Here is a 20,021-nt window from a genome sequence, read left to right on the forward strand (position 1 = left end):
TGTTGGTTAATGCATGAAACCTTCCATAAACCCGGCCATGCGGCTGGCAAATTGCCGACGCCAGGGCGGGCTGTCCGGATTGGCCAGGGTTTTGTCTTCGTACACAAAGCTGCGAATGATCGCGTTGTAGCCCAGCCAGCGGCACGGCTCGGGCTCCCAGGCCTTGAGTGCGCCGAGACCGCCTTCGGTCAACACCCACGGTTGCCTGACCTCAAGGGTGTCGCGCTGCAAAATCAGGTCTGCCAGGGTGCGCCCGCCCAAATGACTGGCACCTACCCCCTCTCCGCCGTACCCACCGGCCAACGCAATGCCCTGCTGGCGATCACAGAGCATGTGCGGCTGAAACCGTCGCGACATCCCCAGATTGCCGCCCCAGGCGTGAGTAATCTCGACGTCTTTAAGCTGCGGGAACAGTTCGCCAAACAGATAGCGACGCAGTTCGACTTCGTCCTTGCTCAGATCAAAGTTCTCACGCAAGCGCCCGCCAAACTGATAGCCACCCCGGGCCCCGAACACCAGGCGGTTGTCCGCAGTGCGCTGGCCGTAGGTGACCTGACGGCTGCTTTCGCTGAAGGCCTGGCCCCGGGACAGGCCGATGCCGTCCCAAGTGGCTTGCGACAAGGGTTCGGTAGCCACCAGCAGGCTCTGCACAGGCAATTGATAACGCCCCAGAGGGACCAGGGTGTTGGCGTAGCCTTCCACGGCTGGCACCACCCATCGGCTGCGGACCTGGGCCCTGGCAGTGCGGGCAAAACCTGCGCGCCATTCGGTGACCGGGCTTTGTTCATAAATCTTCACCCCCATGCGTTCAACGGCACGGGCCAGGCCGCGTACCAGTTTGGCAGGGTGAATGGTTGCAATATGGGGTGTGGAAATCCCGCCATAGGGTTTGGCGACGCGGATCTGCTGTGCCAGCTCGGCGGGGCTTAACCAGCGGTAATCGGACTCGTCCAGGCCTTCGGCATAAAGGCTCGCCAGATAGCTGCGCAAGCTGGCTTCCTGCTCCGGATAACGGGCCGCGCAATACAGCCCGCCCCCTTTGCGGTAGTCACAGTCGATCCCTTCGCGATCAATGACGCTCTTTACTTCATCGGGAATGCCGTGCAGCAAATCGAAGGATTGGCGCCGCTGCTCCACAGACAGGCCTGCGAGCAAGCGGTCTTCACCCAGCAAGTTGCCCATCAACCAGCCACCGTTGCGTCCGGAAGCGCCAAAGCCTGCTGTTTGCGCCTCAACGATGGCGATAGTCAGTTCAGGGGCATGGCGTTTGAGGTAGTACGCCGTCCAGAGTCCGGTGTAACCGGCGCCGATAATGACCACATCGACATCCAGGTCGTGCTCAAGGGACGGGCGAGGTACGAGTTCCTCCCCAAGCTGGTCCATCCACAAACTGATTGAGCGCCATGCTGGCATTACCGACTCCACACCGATCCAAGAATGGCTCGATCCTAGTCGTTGGCCTCTGGCGCGTCTTGCGTACGTGCCCGCAAAGAAATTTGTTTGGCGTAGGCCTTGGGCGATTGCCCGGTGTGCTGACGAAAACAGCTGTAAAACGCAGATATCGAGTTGAACCCCGCCGAAAAAGCCAGCTCATCGACTTTGACAGGGGTTGCGGCCACATCCATCGCCGCCAGTACATGGCGCAGCCGTGCCTGATTCACATACCGATAAAAGCTTAGCCCCAGCACCTGATTGAGCAAATAGGACATCTGATTGCGGGTGTAGCCGCACGCTTTGGCCACTTGTTGCAGGTCCAGGTCGGGATCGAGCCAGGGTTGCTGGCGTTCGAAATAGGTTTGCAGGTCCTGGGCCATGAAGCTCAATTGCCGGGCCGAAAGCCCAAGGCGGCTGACCGCAGGCCGCAACGATCCCGGACGTGCGCAATGAGCGGCGGCTTCGTGAACCAGAGAGGCGTACTCATTGACCCTCCAGATCAGCCCGTCACGCACGGTAATGGCTTCGCTGGCCCGGAAGGACACCAGGCCCTGACTGCCGCGCAGGGTCATGCGGTACTGGATAAAGGCGGTATTGCCATCCAGGCGGATACGATCGCTGTGTTCGAGTGCTTCATCCGGTTCTCTGGGCATGGACGACTGCACATACTCGCGCAGTTCATCGAGGGCCATGACCCGATTCTGGAAAAAATCGTTGTAGATCACCTCGGGATGATAAAGCGCCATGACTCCATCAAGGTCCCGATGCTTCCAGCACAGGTGATAACGCATCACGGTTTCGCCAGTGGCGCGGGTGTGCTCGGGGCCGTCGTCTGGGGCTGACATAGAGTGCTCGAAGGCAAAAAACAGAGAGTGCCGAGTTTGTGCGCCGGCTTCAATGGCCATCAGCAGGAGATAAATAGCCTAAGTGCATGATTCATATCAAAACCTGAGCACTCAATCGGCTAACGGGCAAAATAAGGCTTATCGCTATCAGTGTTGGATGCTAGCTTTGAGTTCGAAACACGTGCAAACACACGCGGCCAGAATCGTGCCGCAGCCACAACTTGAGCTAAAGGAATTGCTCTATGTACTCGCAGGGAAACATCAATAAAGTCACCTTCCCGAACGCCTGCCAACTGATGCGCTGGCATTTTCATCCGATGGGCTTCGAGGCGACCATGGACGCGCCGAGCAGCATGATCGCCCGACTGTTTGACCGCGCCAGTGGCGAGACCGTGATTGCGATTGCCGGCATCCCTTGCGCCACGGTCATGAGCCTGGGCCAGTTGGGGCACATCATCCAGGTCGTGGAGGACGAACTCGAAAGCTTCGTACCGCCACAGGCCTGGCAAGCGCAGGCCTGAACTGCGCCTGCGCCTGCATCGCGAGCAAGCCCGCTCCCACATTGACTCTGCCATCAAAGGCATCACTAGACCTGTAGGAGCTGGCTTGCCTGCGATGGCATCCCTGCGGTTTGACTGACAGACCCCAGCGCCCGCATCGCGAGCAAGCCCGCTCCCACATTGACTCTGCCATCAAAGGCATCACCAGACCTGTGGGCGCTGGCTCAGTCCCCCAATGCAGTGCCTTCACGGCGCGGATCGGCACCGGCGGCCAAGCCTTGTTTATCGCGAACGATAACCTGGGTGCCACTGGTCATCTCGATGACGGACACATCGTGCCCTCGATCCTTCAACTGCTGCACCAGTGCCGGGCTGACAAGGCCGGCCTCGACTTCTGTGCCCACGTTGCGGCTACCAAAGTTGGGAAGATTGATCGCCTGTTGAGGATCGAGTTTCCAGTCCACCAGGCCAATCACCGCCTTGTTCACATACTCGATGATCTGGGAGCCACCCGGAGAACCAATGGTGGCAACCAGCTCGCCACTTTTTCGATCGAATACCAGTGTCGGGGCCATTGAAGAACGAGGTCGCTTGCCCGGCTCGATACGGTTGGCCACCGGCTTGCCGTTTTCCTCAGGGACAAAGGAGAAATCAGTCAGCTGGTTGTTCAAGATAAAGCCGTTGGTCATCACATGTGAGCCAAATGCAGCTTCAACCGAAGTGGTCATCGATATAGCGCCGCCCTGATCGTCAACGGCTGCAATTTGCGAGGTGGAAATACGCAGTGGTGATCGATCCGGTGCCAGCGCGAGGTTCATCCCTGCTGGAGTCCCCGCCTGGGCGCGCCCCATGCTTCGCTCGCCTACAAGAGATGCCCTGGCCTGCAAATACGCTTTATCGGTCAGGCCTTTCACATTGACCGGCACGTAGTCGCTGTCTGCCAGATACAGCGCCCGGTCGGCGTAAGCAAGACGCTCGGCCTCCGAGATCAGGTGTACGGCGCTAACCGCAGGTTCCAGGCCTGCCCCGGTCTTGCTCGGAACGGGTTGCAGGGTGGCCAGATCCAGCGCTGGCGATTTGTTTTGCAGGGCTTCGAGAATCCCCAGGGTCTGCAGCACCGCAACGCCACCTGAAGAAGGCGGAGGCATGCCACAGACTTTCCACTGTTTATAGTCACCGCACACTGGCTGACGCTCTATTGCCCGGTAACTGCTGATGTCGGACAGGGACAGGGTGCCCGGGTTGGTGTGGGACCTGACCTGATTCACCATCCCCTGCGCCACGGCGCCCTGGTAGAAGGCGTCTGCCCCGCGTGTAGCGATGGCATCCAGGGTCTGGGCCAGTTCAGGGTTTTTAAGCAGTGTGCCGACCGGCAAAGGCTGCCCCTGGTCCGTCAGGAAGTACTTGGCCATTTGCGGTGAAGCGGCGATGAAGGGGTCGGCGGTGATTTGGGTATGCAGGCGTTTGGAGACAGGAAACCCTTCGCGCGCCAGTTCAATGGCAGACTGGAACAGGTCACGCCAAGGCAGTTTGCCATGTTGCTGATGGGCCATTTCCAGCGCTCTGAGCACCCCCGGCACGCCCACCGAACGCCCGCCGATCTGGGCCTGCGTAAAAGGGATCGGCTGGCCGTCTTTACCCATGAACATATGGCTGGTGGCACCTGCCGGGGCCGTTTCCCGGCCATCAAAGGCCTGAACCCGCTTGCCGTCCCAGTACACGATGAACGCACCGCCGCCGATGCCGCTTGCCTGGGGCTCTACCAATGCGAGCACGGCTTGCATGGCGATGGCCGCATCAATTGCCGATCCACCCTTGCGCAGCATCTGCTGCCCTGCAGCGGTTGCCAATGGATTGGCTGCCGCGGCCATGTGACGAGTTGCATGCACGGGGGCCATGCCAGCCCGAAAGCCCGAGGATATCTCGGGTGCAGGGGGCAATTCGGAGGCTTTATCAGGTGGCTGGTATCCGCTGCTGCAGCCCCCGATCAAGAGGGCAAGGGCCGATAAACCAATAACACGGGCGTGGTTGTTCTTGGCAAGCAGGGTATTGATCAAAAGAAGTTCCTTCACTTTTTGTTTTACGGACATCACTCATTAAACAGGCTTGTCGCGAATCGGTGACCCGCGCAGTGTATCTATACGTACTGAAACGTAGTGGCCACTTTTGCCTCAAACGTTGCAACAGTCACTGGCAGGCATTCTTGACCGTCGAGCCATCCAGAGCAATTTTCCCGGCCTGGAGGATAAAACCCATGTCCTTGATTCATCATTATCTCCCTGAAAATCGACACGTTCATTGAGCCCTGGCACTACTGATCAGGCAGCGGATTCGCTACTATGCACGCACATGCGAAACACGCAGCCCTACCCCCTTGGAGCACCGAATGCCCAGCCAAAAGGACACCGCAGCCCCAAGCACCGCACCGGTGATTCCTGACCAGCGCCGCGAGCTGATCCTGCGACAGTTGCGCAAGCACCAGATACTGAGTGTTCATCAGTTGATGGAAATGTTTGACTGCTCGCACATGACCGTACGCCGCGATATCGCCTTGCTGGAGCAAGAGGGGCGCGCCTATTCGGTAACGGGTGGTGTACGGATTGCCAGCCAGCTGCACAGCGAGCCCAGTCATCAGCTCAAGGCAGTGGTCGAGTTGCCGCAAAAGCAAGCCATGGCCAGGCTCGCGTCCCGACTTCTGCATGCCGACATGACGGTGTACCTGGATGCAGGTACCAGCACGCTGGAAATTGTGCCCTATGTGAAGGCATTGACGGGCATGACCGTAGTGACCAACGATTTTGGCGTGGTTCAAGCCTTGCTGGACGCCCCCCAGGTGACGGTCATTCATACCGGCGGGCAGCTTGATCATTCCAACCATTCCTGTGTCGGCAACCTGGCCGTCGCGACCTTGCGCCAGATAGTCACGGACGTCGCCTTTATTTCCACCAGTTCCTGGGATTTGCGCCGCGGCATCACCACCCCTTCGGCGCTGAAGGTGGAGGTCAAGCAGGTGGCGATGCATTCAGCCTCGCAAGTGGTGCTGATCGCCAGCAGCTCCAAGTACGGCACGTTCAGCATGTACAAGATCGCGGGGCTTGAGCAGTTCGACATCATCATCAGCGATGATGCCCTTGCGGCTGCGGCAGCCGACGGGATTCGCAAGCAGGGTATCGAGCTCTTGTTACCAGGCGATCAAAAGCCGGCCTGACAAACAGCGCTGGTACTGGCTGCAATTGTGGGAGCGGGCTTGCTCGCGATGGTCTTCAGAGGGGCGCATTGACTCAGTCGATACGCGTCATCGTTAACGATCATCGCGAGCAAGCCCGCTCCCACAGAGGCAGAAATCACTTGAGTGAATACCTGATCAGCGTGCCCTCCACTCCCGCAGCCACTGCAGCCCCGCCGAAGTGTCTCCCTTGGGGCGGTACTCGCAGCCGACCCAGCCGTCATAGCCCAACTCGTCCATCAGGTCGAACAGGAACGGGTAATTGAGCTCCCCCAAATCGGGCTCATGACGATCAGGCACACCTGCAATCTGAATGTGACCGATCCCGTCAAAGTCGCGACGAAGCTTGGTGGCCAGGTCCCCTTCCACTATCTGGCAGTGATAGCAGTCGAACTGAACCTTGAGATTGGCCGCGCCCACCTCCTTGCAAATGGCGTGGGCCTGATCCTGGCGGTTGAGGAAAAACCCGGGCATGTCTCGGGTATTGATCGGCTCCAGCAACACGGTGATGCCCGCCTGGCTCGCTTGAGCCGTCGCGTACGAGAGGTTTTCCAGGTACACGCCATGGTGGCGTGCACGCTCGGCTGGCGAAGGCAGCAACCCCGCCATCACATGGATACGGCTGTTGCCCAGAACTGCGGCGTACTCCAGCGCGCGGTCGAAGCCCGAGCGAAACTCATGCTCACGGCCCGGCAAGGTTGCAATGCCCCGCTCTCCCGCCGCCCAGTCACCGGGCGGCGCGTTGAACAGGGCCTGGACCAGGCCGTTGTCGCTCAGGCGCTGCTTGAGTTTCTGGGCGCTGTAGTCGTAAGGAAACAGATACTCCACCGCTTCAAAACCATCGGCCGCCGCCGCGGCGAAACGATCCAGAAAAGCGTGCTCCGGGTACAGCATGCTGAGGTTGGCAGCAAAACGAGGCATGTTAACTCCTTGGGAAATGGGTCAGACAAATGGCCAGATCACCAGCGTGATCAAGAAGCCGAGCGTGCCCAGCAACGTTGTGATCACGGTCCAGGTGCGCAAACCGTCCGCGACGTTGAGCCCGGCCAGTTTCGTGAAAATCCAGTAACCCGCGTCGTTGATGTGCGACATGGCCAACCCGCCACCGCCCATGGCCAGGCACAGCAGCGCCATGTGGTTGGGCGTCAGGTCAAGGGTGACGATCAGCGGGCTGATGATACCCGCGGTAGTCACCAGTGCCACAGTGGTCGAGCCCTGTACCGCACGCAGCAACATGGTCAGCAGGAACCCCAGGGCCAGCACGGGCAACCCGGTGGTACGCAACATGTCGGAGACCACCGCGCCGATCCCGGTGTCGACCAGCACCTTGCCGAATACACCCCCTGCACCGGCAATCAGGATGACCATGGCCACGCCGGGCAGAGCCGAACCGATGACATCAGAAACCTGGGTGCGGCTCCAGCCACGGCGCGAGCCGAGCAGCCAGGCACACAGCAAGGTGTCCAGCAACAGCGCCACCAGCGGTGCGCCGAGCACGGTCATGATCCCGCGCAAGGTCGATTCCGGGGGCAGCAACGAGTTAGCCAGAGTGCCCAGCAGGATCAGCACGATGGGAAACAGGATCAGGCCTGAAATCAGTGCAAAGCCGGGCGGCGGTGCCGGCGGCAGCTTGGAGACGATACTGCTGGTGGATTCCTCCAGCCCCATGTGGGTCTCGGCGACAGCCGCTTTTACCGTGTCGGTTGACTGGCCATTGGTCCATGCCGCCAAGTCTTCGTTGGTCACATGCGGGCCATAGACTTCAGCGCGAATGTCATCGCTCATCGGGTAGAAGCGACGCGTCATGCGCCCGGCCACCCGGTAGCCGACGTAGCACAGGAAGGCCGTGATCGGCAGGCCGAACATCAGCACACGACCGAGGTCAGCCCCCAGCTGGCTTGCCGCCGCGACAGCACCCGGATGGGGTGGCAAAAAAGCATGCACGGTGAGCAGCGCCGCGCACATCGGCAACGCAAACACCAGCAGCGGTTTACGCGCTCTGCGCGCCACTCCGTAAGCCAGCGGCATCAGAATGATCACCCCGACCTCAAAGAACACCGGTACACCAATGATAAAACCGGCAACGGTCAGCGCCAACGGCGTGCGACGGTTGCCGAAGCGCTCCATCAACGTCTTGGCCAGTGCCTCGGCACCGCCGGAAAGCTCGATGATCCGTCCGATCATAGCGCCCAGTGCGATGATGATCGCAATATGACCAAGGGTCTTGCCCATGCCGCCTTCAATGGTTGCCACCAGATCCGCCGGTTTCACCCCGGCCACCAATGCCACCAGAATGCTGACCAGCATCAGGGCCACGAAAGGTTGAAACTTGTATTTGAGCACCAGGAACAGCAACAGCGCGATCCCGGCTCCGGCAGTCAACATCAGAATGAACGGGCTCATGACTGCCGCGCTCCAGGTTGAACGAAGGGTGGGCGAATGCCACTTAAAACATGAGTGATACGGTGATCGTATGCCATGAGGTCAAGTCCTGTTGTTATTGTTTTAGGCAAGCCGCTCCCCACAGGAGTAGCACTGCTGCTCCCGGGCATAGCCTGCATTAGCGGTGTATCGGCCCTACCAGTGAACGTTGAACGCTTCTCGCAATTCATCCAGGGCGAGTTGATCCAGCGGCTGCGGACGCGGGTCGCTCATCAGCCACAGTCGTGCCGTTTCCTCAAGCTCCTCCAGGGCATAACTGGCCTTGGATACGGAGCTTTCCCAGACCACCGGGCCGAGCCGTTCGAGCATTACGCCCCGCACGCTGTTGGCGAGTTGCGCGACTTGCTCGGCCACCTTTGGGGAGCCCGGCCGTTGATAACCGATCAATGGAATGTGCCCGACCTTCATCACCTGGTAAGGCGTCAACGGCGGCAGAATGTCATCCGGATGCCATACCCCGGCCAGGGTCAATGCCACCAGATGGGTGGAATGGGTATGCACCACACCCCCGACGCCTGGATTGCGGTCATAGACCTGGCGATGCAGGGCCAGGGTTTTCGACGGCTTGTCACCGGACACCCACTCTCCCGCGAGGTTGACCTTGGCGATGGCCGCTGGATCAAGACGACCCAGGCAGGCATCGGTGGGGGTAATCAGCCACCCATCGTCAAGACGGGCGCTGATATTGCCAGCGCTGCCCACGGTGTAGCCGCGCTGATACAGGCTGCGACCCACGTCGCAAATTTCCTCGCGCAATGCGGCTTCGCGACTCATTGCGCACCTCCGGCCAGTTGCTTCAAAGCCTTGTCGAAAAATTCCCGGCAACCAAAATTGCCCGACTTGAGCGCAAGCGCCAAAGGCTCATCGGTGCTGCTGACCGTGGCAGGCACGCCCGGATCGATCTGCGCCCCGATCTGCAACAGTTGCACCCCCAACGCCTGCACCACCGCGCCCGAGGTTTCACCGCCTGCGATCACGAAGCGACGCACGCCAGTACTCAGCAGACCTTTGGCAATGTCGCCAAAGGCGCGCTCTACCAGGCTGCCAGCCTGCTCGACACCCAGTTGCTGTTGCACCGACTTGACCTCGTCCGGCGAGCTGGTGGCATAGATCAATACGGTCTGCCCATGATCCCTGGCGAAAGCCAGCGCCTGGGCAACAACCGGCTCTCCGGCTGCCAGGGCCAACGGGTCAATGCGCAGGGCCGGGCGGCCTGATTCAAGCCACGCAGCAACTTGCCCATTGGTCGCGACAGAGGCACTCCCCGCCAGGACCACTTCCCCTCCCGACACCGTGGGCAATGACGACGCATCCAGATGCCTCAACTTGCCTGCGCGACGGAAGTTTTCCGGCAGCCCCAGCGCCAGGCCCGAACCACCGGTCAGCAGAGGCAGGTCGGCACAGGCCGTGCCCAGGGTGTAAAGGTCCTCATCGCTCAATGCATCGGCGATGGCCATACCAATACCTTGCGCCCGCAATTCGGCGATTTTCCCGCGTACGTGTTCATCGCCCAGTGCAATGCTGTCGTAGCGCAGCAACCCGACCTTCAGGGTGGTCTGGGATTGCAGGACACGCACCAGATTGGCATCGGTCATGGGCGTCAGCGGATGGTGCTGCATCCCCGACTCACTGAGCAGTTGATCCTGCACAAACAAGTGGCCGCGAAAAATGGTTCGCCCGTTCTCCGGGAATGCCGGACAGGCCAGGGTGAAATCACTGCCCAGCGCCTCGAGCAATGCTTCGCTGACCTGGCCGATGTTCCCGGCGGCTGTGGAGTCGAACGTGGAGCAATACTTGAAGAAAATCTGCTCGCAACCTTGCTCTCGCAACCAGTTCAACGCCGCCAGGGATTCTGCGACAGCGTCTTGGGTCGGCATGGTGCGGGATTTCAGTGCGATCACAATGGCGTCTGCGTCGAGCCCGGCGGCGACTTCGCTACCGGGAATGCCAATGCTTTGCACCGTGCGCATGCCACCGCGTACCAGCATATTGGCCAGATCCGTGGCGCCAGTGAAGTCATCGGCGATGCACCCCAGCAACGGGCGGGCGATGGAAGTAGTCATGACGCGGCCCTCAAACGGATTCAGGTTTGGCTTTCGGTAGCTCAATGCCCGGGAAGATCTTGATCACGGCCGAGTCATCCTCGCGGCCAAAACCCGCGCTGGAAGCTTGCATGAACATCTGATGTGCCGTTGCCGATAACGGCAGCGGAAACTTGCTGGCCCGCGCTGTATCGAGAACCAGGCCCAGATCCTTGACGAAAATATCGACGGCGGACAAAGGCGTGTAGTCTGCCTTGAGAATGTGCGGCACGCGGTTTTCAAACATCCACGAATTACCGGCGCTGTGGGTGATCACTTCATACAGTGCATCGGCATCCACCCCTTCGCGCAACCCAAGGGCCATCGCCTCTGCGGAGGCGGCGATGTGCACGCCGGCCAGCAATTGATTGATGATTTTGACCTTGGAACCCAGGCCATGAACATCACCCAGGCGATAGACCTTACCGGCCATGCCCGCCAGGATCGCATCGGCCCTGGCGTAGGCCGGAGCCGGGCCGGACGTCATCATGGTCATCTCGCCCGCCGCAGCCTTGGCGGCGCCACCGGAGATCGGCGCATCCAGGTACAGCAAGCCTTTCTCATCCAGGCGTTGCCCCAGTTCCACCGCGTAGGTCGGTGCGACAGTGGCACAGCCAATCACCAGACTCCCCGGGCGCAATGCAGCCACGGCGCCACCTTCACCGAACAACACGGTTTCGGTCTGCTCGGCATTCACCACAACGGTGATGATCACATCACACTCACCGGCCATGTGAGCCGGTGAAGTGCAGGCCACACCGCCTTCGCTGGCAAATTGCGTGGTGACGGCTTCGCGTACGTCACAGGCATGCACGTTGAAGCCGCTGCGCAACAGCGAACGGGCAATGCCCAGTCCCATCGCGCCCAGACCGATTACGCCGACATTCTTGTTATTCATGGGGTACTCCAGAGAAAAGCTGCGGGCACGGCCTGACCGTAAAGGCGCAGGGCATTGTCCACGTGTGCAGAGAGGGGAAAGACTGGATCGATGGTGATGGCGGTGCCAGCCAAAGGAGAAGTGGCGACAAGGCGGCTGGGCGTAGTCTCGAACATCGTCGCAATCCTGTTTTATGTTGTTTTCAGGTTGTCATGCGGATTGAGCAGATAATCCACCAATGATCAGATTATGTGAAGTTATTTTTTCATCTAACATTTTTTAACATAACCGAATAACATCGCCCCACGCCAGGCATACCCCATCACTTGATGTTTTCGGATGGCATCGCACACACGACAACGGTCGAAGGACCCGGAATGGCGGACACGCAGAATCGTGGGCTCGATGTTGCTGAGCCCTACTCATTCAAGTGCGGTCATTCGGGTGCGGTGATGCCATCCAGGGCGGATGGACGGCCTTACCAGTTCGACGTTTGCTGAAGATTACGCCCGCAAATCCTCAAAAAACGCCTTGCCTTGAGGCACGCGATCAGAGGCCTTGGGGACATTCGGTCCCTGGGCATCCTGATTTTCCAGATACCAATAGCAGTGCTTGACCGCCCGGGTGATGCCTACATAGGCCAGCCGCAGGATTTCGTCTTTCTGGGCGCTGTCATAAGGCTCAGGGTCTGCGTCCTTGCCCAGGCCAGCCATGCGATACACCTGATTCTTGTAGGGCGAAGACGTCAGGTGCTGGCAGTCACCCAGCAAGAAAACGGCATCCGCCTGCAATCCCTTGGAGCTGTGATAGGTCAGTTGCTTAAGCCTGCGATCCTCAGGCTCCAACCTAGAATCAACATTAACTACAGACTGAATATCCTTTTCTATCAACAGTTTATCGCTACTTTTTCGATACAACATCAAGATGCTGTCACCGGCGTTGTAATGCTCAATCAGGCGCGCTGCCAACCCCTGATCGTCGCGATGCAGCACATTGACCGGAACTGGCGTCTTGGGCTCGCCACTGGCCTTGGCCTTTTTGCCGGCAATGGACGGCGCCGCGCGCACAATATGCTCGGCCGCATCGATGATGTGCTGATGACTGCGAAAGTTGTCGCTGAGCATCACCCGCGTGGTCGCGGGCGACGGGAATTCCTTGTTGAACTCCATGAAGTATTTGGGCGAGCTGCCTCGCCAGCCGTAGATCGATTGCCAGTCATCCCCGACACACAGCAGCGACGAGCGCTGGGCCCCGCGCCCCACATGCATCGCCGGTCCACGACTGCGGATTTCGCGCAAGCTGGCGCGCAACCAGGACACGATCTGCGGTGAGACGTCCTGAAACTCATCGATCATCAGATGGGAAAGCGGGCGCAGTTGCTCATGGCTCAGCAACTTGAAATTCTGCGGGGTATTCTCGCCAAACAGGGAGAACATGCGGTTGTAAGTCATGACCGGTGGCGTCTGGGCCAGCAGATGATCCTCCAGCGCCCGCCAGTACAGGCTCAAGGCCTCAAAGAAGAAACGGTCCGGGTCTTCCTTGGCAAAGCGCATATCGCCCACCGCCGCCGCCACGTCGAGCCCCAGGTTCTCGATAAAGCTTGCCGCCGCGACAAAACTGTCGAGCAGCGGCGCTGAACCCAACTCACCCTTGAGTTTGTAATCAAAGCCCGGGCCTGCGCTGGCATCACCCGCCATTGAACTGATAACACGCTTGGCAGAGTCATAGCTATCTAGCCAAATCAATGGCTTACCGCAGAAAGCTCGAAACAGAGTGCGCTTTACTGCCCACTCGGCACGCACACTGAGCCGGGCACCGGGACGGCAAATCTGCGGATTCTCCCGAGGATCGAAGCCCAGCACTACCCAGGCATCCAGCTCGGCAATGTAACCGTGACAATGGAACTGCGAGCCATTGATCTCGACGGTTTCGCGATTGGGCTCGATACCTTTGATCGGCCACGCACCGGCGGCAAACCACAAGTCTTCCAGGGTGTCGCAGAGTTCTTCATCGCGCTTGGCGGCCAGTTCGGTCACGGCCATGCGCTTTTGCACTTCAGGATGGTCGCGCTCCAGCTCCTTGAGCTGCAAGGCATGCATGCGCAGAGGTGCCAGGGTCTGACGAAAGCGCTCATCGCGGGTGTACAGCCCGTGGTAGCAGGCATTGAGCTGCTGACGCTGGGCATCGTTGATGCGCAGGTCAAACGGGTTGCTGTCGGCATCTTCATCGTTGAGCAGGCTACGGGTGTTCAGGGTCTCGAAGGCCTGCAAGCGGGAGTAGCCGGGCAAGCTGCGCACCATGGGCAAAATCCGCGAGTGAAAGGTGCGCACTACATCCCGGGCTTCCTTGAGCGACAGGGTGCGGCCCCACAAGGCAAAAATCTCTTGCAGCTTCTTGATGAAATCCTTGCGCGATTCGCGGGTAAAGGTCACGACGGTCATCGAATCGAGCTCAAAACCCAGGTAGTGGGTCAGCAGCAGGATCCGCAACACCAGCGACGTCGACTTCCCTGCCCCGGCACCCGCGACCACGGAGGTAGACGGCGTATCGCTGAAGATCATCTTCCACTGTGCGGCACTGGGCTGAGCGTGCTCGGGCAGGATGGCGGCAACATCCGCCTTGATCTGCTTTTTCAGTTCTGGCCCCAGCGGCAGCCGCCAGTCATCGAACAGGTTGTCATCGATACCGGGCGCCCGCAGCTCCTGCGGGCGCGTGTCGCTGATTAACAGCACCTGACGGCCCTCTTCCAGGCCTTCGGCATGGCCCTCTGAAAAGCCGTAATCGACCCCGGCACTGTGTCCGCTGCGAAACCCGTCCGCCTGGCCTTGCAACCAGGACGCAGCATGTTGTGCCCGCAAACGGTTCAAACCACTGCCAAATAATCGCGCAGCCAGGCGCTTAAACAATGGCAATTGGGTGATGGGGGCAAGTTCTTCAGGCAGTTCGGGGGTGTGTTGCGGCACGCTGACTCCAGGGTGTGAGGCTGTCCGGGCGGATGGGCTATGGTCGCCCCATTGCGCACAGAGATCTAGCTAATTGCTTGAGCATCAGCCGTTTAGGGCAGGCAGTGAAGGTAAAGCCTATTTAGAGACAACACTAGACATCTATTTATTAGATTGGTTACACGCATTTTTTAAGCTTTTTATCGATATGTTCCTGACAGAGAATCACACCATTATCAACCGGGTAGCCGTTCACACCCACGGGCAACCTGAACAGGAGACGCATCATGCTTGAACTCAGACCCTTCACTACCCTGGGCGGTGCCAACCACGGCTGGCTGGACGCCCATCACCACTTTTCATTCGCCGAATACTACGACCCACAGCGTATGAACTGGGGCAACCTGCGGGTGTGGAACGACGACGTTATCGCCCCTGGCACCGGTTTCCCGAAGCACCCTCACCGCGACATGGAAATCATCACCTATGTGCGTGAAGGTGCAATCACCCACGAGGACAACCTGGGCAACAAGGGCCGCACTGAAGCGGGCGATGTCCAGGTCATGAGTGCGGGCACCGGCATTGCTCACAGCGAATACAACATGGAGTCGACACCGACCAGGATCTTCCAGATCTGGATCATCCCGAACAAGGAAGGCGAGGCACCGTCCTGGGGCGCCCGGCCCTTCCCCAAAGGCCAGCGCGAAGGCTTTGTGACACTGGCCAGCGGCAAGGATGGGGACCACGAAAGCCTGGGTATTCGCGCTGATGCACGCTTGGTCGTCGCCAACCTCAAGGCCGGAGAAACAGCCGAGTACCGGCTGGACAGTGGCCGCCGCGCCTACCTGGTACCTGCCACCGGGGTGATCGAAGTCAACGGCCTGCGTGCCAGCGCCCGTGACGGCGTTGCAGTGGTCGATGAGTCGGTACTGCGCGTGACAGCCATTGAAGACAGCGAAATCGTGCTGGTGGATGTGGCCTGATCCCCCAGCTGCGCCACCAAACCTGTAGCCGCTGACGAGCTGTGCGAGGCTGCGATCGAGGAGGCACTCCTCGCAAAACCCGGCAATCGCGTGCTACCTGAAGAATCGCGAACCATGGTTTTACGACTGCTCCGCAGCCGATCGCAGCCTCGTTCTACTCGTCAGCGGCTACAGAGTTCGCCCCCCATCCCCCGTGTAGCCGCTGACGAAGAACGAAGGCTGCGATCGAGCGCGAAGCGGTCGCAAAACCGGCGCACGCGGTATCACTGATTATCAGTGGAAGCTGACTTTACGACTGCTTCGCACGGTTCCTCAGCGGCTACAGATTTTCCACCTGCCGCTACCTTCAGGAAGTCGCGAATGCCTTGGCATTTGCCTTGCGCCGCTGAATCAAGTAACCCAGCACCGCCAAGGGCGCAGTTGCCAGCATCACTTCAACGGTTATTTGCAGTGGCTGGCTGATAAACGCCGAAACCAGCAGGCTGCCCAGAAAACACAGGCCAAGCTGCATGGTATTTTGCAATGCAGCCGCTTTGCCGGAATTTTCCGAAAACGGCATCAAGGCATTGGCAACCACAATGGGATAACTCGCACCGTTAACCAGTGCCATCAAACAAAACGGAATCAGCAAGGTGGTCAGCGTTGGTTCGGTTTGCGTAGCCACCAGATACAGCCCCACCATGCTCGCGCAGTAAGCGACCAGCAACCAGGGCAACAGCGTACGGCCACTGACCCGCAGCAGTGCACTGCGACAGCTGTAGCCACCGACCAGAAATGCCAGGGTGGGCAGCGCATAACTCAAGCCTATATCGCTCGGGCTGTAGCCCATGTCGCCCAGAATAAAAGGCGATGCCGTCAACCAGGCAAAGAAGCTGGCCGAGCAAGCGGCGAAGATCATCACGTTGCCACTAAACGGTGCCGAGCGCAGAAGCTGCCAATAGCTCACGCCTGACGCTACCGTCCGGGGCGTTGTGCGCGCTTTTTCCTTGAGCATCAGCGTGGGGATGATCAGCAGTACCGCCAGGCCCAGCAACACTGCGAAGATCGCTTGCCAGCCCAGGTGACTCAGGACCACGGCGCCCAGCAAAGGGGCCAACGCCGGTGAGAGGCCCATCAGCGGCATGATCCCGGCGAATACACGGCTGGCCTTGTCGGCCGGGTAGCGATCAATCACCAGCGCTTGCCAGGTAACGGCCGCGGCACAAATACCAATGGCCTGGATAAACCGCAAGCTCAAGAGCAACACGCTGTTCTCAACCCAGAACATGCCCCCACACCCCAGTGCAAACAGGGACAGTCCCGCCAGCAGCACCGGCTTGCGACCCAGGCGATCCGACAGCGGTCCCCAGAGCAACTGCCCCACTGCAAAACCGGCCAAAAAGATACTCAGACTCGCGCCCACAGCGCCGGCAGACAGCCCTAATTCACTGCGCAAGGCGCCGAATGCAGGCAGGTACATATCCATCGCCAGGTAGCCGAGCATGCTGAGCCCGGCCAGATAACAGGTAAAACCAAAAGAATTCTTCATGTGCACCCAAAAACTTGCCATCAAACAATTTGTTGACTGCCGCCCATTATCCAGCCGAGCATCAGCTTGTGAAGCGTAAATAATTGCCAACTGGCATCGAATTTTTTGAAGGCAAACCCATGTGGTCCGAATACTCGTTGGATGTCATTGATGCGGTAGCCCGCCACGGCAGTTTCAGTGGTGCGGCCCAGGAGCTGCACCGCGTGCCCTCAGCCGTCAGCTACACCGTTCGCCAGTTGGAACAGTGGCTGGCCGTTCCGTTGTTTGTTCGTCGCCACAGGGATGTGGAGCTGACGCCCGCCGGGCAGATGTTTGTCAAAGAAGCCCGCGACGTGATGAAAAAAATGCTGGGCACCCGACGCCTGTGCCAGCAGGTTGCCAATGGCTGGAGCGGTCAATTGCGGGTGGCCGTGGACTCCATCATCAAGCATCCGCGCTGCCGGCAAATGGTGATCGATTTCTATCGGCACTTTCCCGACGTGGAGCTGATTGTCCAGTACGAGGTGTACAACGGTGTGTGGGACGCGCTGGTGGACGGTCGCACCGACATTGTGATCGGCGCCACGCGAGCAGTGCCGGTGGCAGGCAGTTTTGCTTTTCGCGACATGGGCTTTTTGCACTGGCTTTGCGTGGTCAGCCCTCAGCATCCACTGGCTTCAGTTACGGGGTTGCTGGGCGATGATCACCTGCGCCCCTTCCCTTCACTGTGCATGGATGACACCTCCCGCAGCCTGCCCAAACGGGACACCTGGACGCTGGACAACCAGCGCAGAATGATGGTGCCCGACTGGGCCACGGGGCTGGCCTGCCTCAGCGACGGGCTCTGCGTCGGCATGGTGCCTGCCCACCTGGCCCAGCCCTTGATTGAACAGGGCAAGCTGGTGGCGCTGCACTTGCAACGGCCCTTCCCGGCCAGCCCTTCATGCATTGCCTGGTCGCAAAAAAATCACTCACCGGCCATGAGCTGGTTACTGGAGTATTTGGGCGACACGCCAACCCTGAGTCAGGAGTGGCTCAATGAACATCAAACAGAATCGGATACAGCGACACCACCAGCAGAGTTGCCATCGTCAGATTGAACGCCAACAACCATTTTGGTTTGGTCAGAACGCTGCGTAGCGCGCTGCCACAGCCTGCCCAGACACACACGCTGGGCAAGTTGATGACGGCAAAGACTAGGGCGATGATGAACACATTGGCGATGTAACCCTGGGACGGCGTGTAGGTCGTGATTGCACCGACGGCCATCACCCAGGCCTTGGGATTAACCCACTGGAATGCCGCTGCCCCCCAGAACCCCAAAGGCTTGCCCTGGGCAGAATCCGAATCCGAAACCGGCCCTGACGTGGCGACTTTCCAGGCCAGGTACAGCAGGTAGGCCGCGCCCAGGTAACGCAATACGGTATAGGCCACAGGGACGGCCTTGAACACACCGCCCAGCCCCAGCCCTACCGCCAGTACCAGAAACATGAAGCCGAAGCTGATGCCCAGCGCGTGGGGAATGGTGCGCCTGAACCCGAAGTTGACGCCCGATGCCAGCAGCATGGTGTTGTTGGGCCCGGGCGTGATGGATGAGACAAACGCAAACAGTGCGAAGGCAGTAATCAATTCAAGGGAGAACGGCATGAGGGTATCCGGCAGTCAGAGGAGCGGTTGACTCACCCTATCGGATTACAGTGCTGGCATTGCGCTACAGCTGGGCTCTATTTTTACCACACACATTTGAAGGTGTACTTTCGTTTTGACGACGGGATTTTCACACCACTTTCACATCGCCGGGCCTAGATTGGATCCACTCCTTAGTGAATCCCATTTGGCCCGCTTCCCCCAGCGGGCCTTTTTTTGCCTGTCTTTCAGTGACCACTCAGTCTTCCAGGGCCTTGACCTGCTTTGCCGGTTTGGCCGACTTGCCCGCAGCAGCACCCTTGACTGGAGTCTCGACCGCAACCGGCGCCTGGGTTTCCTTTTCAGCCGCAGGCAAGGCATCGATGGTTTTGAACAGCTCGCCAAGATCAACGTCGCCGACTGTCTCGACTTTCTTTTCGCCATCCTTGCCGATCAGGATCACTTTGGCCTTGTCAATGATCATCCCCGGCTTGAGTCCGCGAATCATCGACATCGTGCTCTGGGGCTCAAGGTCCTTGCCATCACGTTTGCCAGTGATCCCGACAATCGTATAAAGCACCATGTTGCGTTCGTTGAACGCCTGTTTGGTGGCCGGGTCTTCGAGTGCTTTCTTGAGGGCTACCAGGGTTGGATCAGCCTCGGCACGAGCAACTATCACCAATGGACGAGCTTTGCCGCGATCCTGTTCAAGGGGACTTGGAACTTCAACAGCTTGCACCGTGCCACTCACCAGCACACTGGCAAGGATCAATAAACGGATAAACATCCAGATCTCCTTTTATTATCGGACCGGCTTCGCGAGCGTGTTGCCAATGCCTTGAAACCCGTGGCGTTGAGCCTGTAACTCAGAGCTTAGGCCAAGGGCTCAGTCACGCAACCGGGTCCCGGACTTTGCCTTTCATGTTTATTTTTTGCAACTGCATCCAAACCCCTCGCCCACGGGTAGTACCTGTAACAGCCACTACGCTGTTAACCCATCAGGAGATAGGTACATGAACGTAAAACGCTTGATCAGCCATGCCAGCGTTACACTTGCCGCCGTGATGTTTGTCGGGGTGCCAGTCGCCTATGCCCAGGCTGATTTGCCCGAAAACATTAGGGTTCCCGACGGACACAAGATGGCGATGACTACAGTTGGCGTAGGCGAAATCACTTACGAGTGCAAAGAAAAAGCCAATGCGCCCGGTCAGATGGAGTGGTTTTTTGTCGGTCCAAAAGCCCAACTCAACGACACAAATGGTAAACAAGTCGGCACCTATTTTGGCCCGCCAGCCACCTGGCAAGCCCTGGACGGTTCCAAAGTGACGGGCACCCAGCTCGCGGTAGCTCCTGCCGGCGCAGGCAATTTGCCGTACCAACTGGTCAAGGCCAATCCGGCTGAAGGCAAAGGCGCCATGAGCGGCGTGAGTTATATCCAGCGTGTCGCCCTCAAAGGCGGCGTGGCTCCCAGCAGCGAATGCACGGCCGTCAACAAGGGCCAGCGCCAGGTGGTGCCTTATCAGGCTGACTACATTTTCTGGGCCAGCCGTTAAGATCC

The 20,021-nt window shown here is 59.2% G+C and carries 17 protein-coding genes; 5 read left to right on the top strand and 12 right to left on the bottom strand.

The window, feature by feature from the left end:
* Nucleotides 1-6: 6 nt before the first annotated feature.
* Both AC19YQ_RS12760 and AC19YQ_RS12765 read right to left on the bottom strand, forming a co-directional pair.
* Entirely contained in the window at nt 7-1,413 is a 1,407-nt protein-coding gene (locus AC19YQ_RS12760; RefSeq protein ID WP_500595215.1) for an NAD(P)/FAD-dependent oxidoreductase, read from the bottom strand.
* Between the two features lie 35 nt (nt 1,414-1,448).
* Nucleotides 1,449-2,279: a helix-turn-helix domain-containing protein gene (locus tag AC19YQ_RS12765; RefSeq protein WP_500595216.1), complete on the bottom strand. Its 831-nt coding sequence runs from the start codon at nt 2,277-2,279 to the stop codon at nt 1,449-1,451.
* Between the two features lie 242 nt (nt 2,280-2,521).
* Between AC19YQ_RS12765 and AC19YQ_RS12770 the strand changes: the two genes are divergently transcribed.
* The gene (locus AC19YQ_RS12770) at nt 2,522-2,800 is read left to right on the top strand and encodes a DUF1652 domain-containing protein (protein ID WP_219261837.1); all 279 of its coding nucleotides are present in this window, start codon (nt 2,522-2,524) and stop codon (nt 2,798-2,800) included.
* A gap of 203 nt (nt 2,801-3,003) precedes the next feature.
* Here the strand turns inward: AC19YQ_RS12770 and ggt are convergent, their stop codons facing one another.
* Entirely contained in the window at nt 3,004-4,836 is a 1,833-nt protein-coding gene (gene ggt, locus AC19YQ_RS12775; protein ID WP_500595217.1) for a gamma-glutamyltransferase, read from the bottom strand.
* A gap of 329 nt (nt 4,837-5,165) precedes the next feature.
* On the opposite strand from ggt, the gene AC19YQ_RS12780 reads away from it, so the two are divergent.
* Entirely contained in the window at nt 5,166-5,987 is an 822-nt protein-coding gene (locus tag AC19YQ_RS12780; protein ID WP_133078020.1) for a DeoR/GlpR family DNA-binding transcription regulator, read from the top strand.
* Nucleotides 5,988-6,143: 156 nt separating this feature from the next.
* Here AC19YQ_RS12780 and otnI read toward each other — a convergent pair whose 3' ends face one another.
* The 6 genes from otnI to AC19YQ_RS12810 all read right to left on the bottom strand — a co-directional run bounded on the left by otnI (nt 6,144) and on the right by AC19YQ_RS12810 (nt 14,368).
* Nucleotides 6,144-6,926, bottom strand: a complete 783-nt coding sequence (gene otnI / locus AC19YQ_RS12785) for a 2-oxo-tetronate isomerase (protein WP_500595218.1) — start codon at nt 6,924-6,926, stop codon at nt 6,144-6,146.
* 21 nt (nt 6,927-6,947) lie between these two features.
* Nucleotides 6,948-8,408 carry a GntT/GntP/DsdX family permease gene (locus AC19YQ_RS12790; RefSeq protein ID WP_133078018.1) on the bottom strand — a complete coding sequence of 487 codons (1,461 nt, stop codon included), beginning with the start codon at nt 8,406-8,408 and terminating at the stop codon, nt 6,948-6,950.
* A gap of 174 nt (nt 8,409-8,582) precedes the next feature.
* Complete coding sequence (gene otnC / locus AC19YQ_RS12795; RefSeq protein WP_339476270.1) at nt 8,583-9,221, bottom strand: 3-oxo-tetronate 4-phosphate decarboxylase; 639 nt, start codon at nt 9,219-9,221, stop codon at nt 8,583-8,585.
* A complete protein-coding gene (gene otnK, locus AC19YQ_RS12800) occupies nt 9,218-10,510 on the bottom strand; it encodes a 3-oxo-tetronate kinase (RefSeq protein ID WP_500595219.1) in 1,293 nt (430 codons plus the stop codon). Before otnK ends, otnC begins: the two co-directional genes overlap by 4 nt.
* Nucleotides 10,511-10,520: 10 nt before the next feature.
* Nucleotides 10,521-11,438: an L-threonate dehydrogenase gene (gene ltnD, locus AC19YQ_RS12805; protein ID WP_257622890.1), complete on the bottom strand. Its 918-nt coding sequence runs from the start codon at nt 11,436-11,438 to the stop codon at nt 10,521-10,523.
* A gap of 470 nt (nt 11,439-11,908) precedes the next feature.
* Complete coding sequence (locus tag AC19YQ_RS12810) at nt 11,909-14,368, bottom strand: UvrD-helicase domain-containing protein (protein ID WP_500595220.1); 2,460 nt, start codon at nt 14,366-14,368, stop codon at nt 11,909-11,911.
* A 266-nt stretch (nt 14,369-14,634) separates the two neighbouring features.
* Between AC19YQ_RS12810 and AC19YQ_RS12815 the strand changes: the two genes are divergently transcribed.
* On the top strand, nt 14,635-15,330 hold the full coding sequence (locus AC19YQ_RS12815) for a pirin family protein (RefSeq protein WP_500595221.1): 696 nt from the start codon (nt 14,635-14,637) through the stop codon (nt 15,328-15,330).
* 346 nt (nt 15,331-15,676) lie between these two features.
* Here AC19YQ_RS12815 and punC read toward each other — a convergent pair whose 3' ends face one another.
* A complete protein-coding gene (gene punC / locus AC19YQ_RS12820; protein WP_500595222.1) occupies nt 15,677-16,858 on the bottom strand; it encodes a purine nucleoside transporter PunC in 1,182 nt (393 codons plus the stop codon).
* A 119-nt stretch (nt 16,859-16,977) separates the two neighbouring features.
* Between punC and punR the strand changes: the two genes are divergently transcribed.
* A complete protein-coding gene (punR, locus tag AC19YQ_RS12825) occupies nt 16,978-17,937 on the top strand; it encodes a DNA-binding transcriptional activator PunR (protein ID WP_500595223.1) in 960 nt (319 codons plus the stop codon).
* Here punR and AC19YQ_RS12830 read toward each other — a convergent pair.
* Both AC19YQ_RS12830 and AC19YQ_RS12835 read right to left on the bottom strand, forming a co-directional pair.
* Entirely contained in the window at nt 17,873-18,484 is a 612-nt protein-coding gene (locus AC19YQ_RS12830; RefSeq protein WP_133078010.1) for a LysE family translocator, read from the bottom strand. The two genes, punR and AC19YQ_RS12830, sit on opposite strands and share 65 nt — an antisense overlap.
* 238 nt (nt 18,485-18,722) lie before the next feature.
* Nucleotides 18,723-19,250: a DUF4174 domain-containing protein gene (locus tag AC19YQ_RS12835; protein ID WP_133078009.1), complete on the bottom strand. Its 528-nt coding sequence runs from the start codon at nt 19,248-19,250 to the stop codon at nt 18,723-18,725.
* Nucleotides 19,251-19,476: 226 nt separating this feature from the next.
* On the opposite strand from AC19YQ_RS12835, the gene AC19YQ_RS12840 reads away from it, so the two are divergent.
* Nucleotides 19,477-20,016 carry a DUF3455 domain-containing protein gene (locus AC19YQ_RS12840; RefSeq protein WP_219261827.1) on the top strand — a complete coding sequence of 180 codons (540 nt, stop codon included), beginning with the start codon at nt 19,477-19,479 and terminating at the stop codon, nt 20,014-20,016.
* Nucleotides 20,017-20,021: the final 5 nt, after the last annotated feature.

This window comes from Pseudomonas sp. MF06569 (assembly GCF_059862735.1).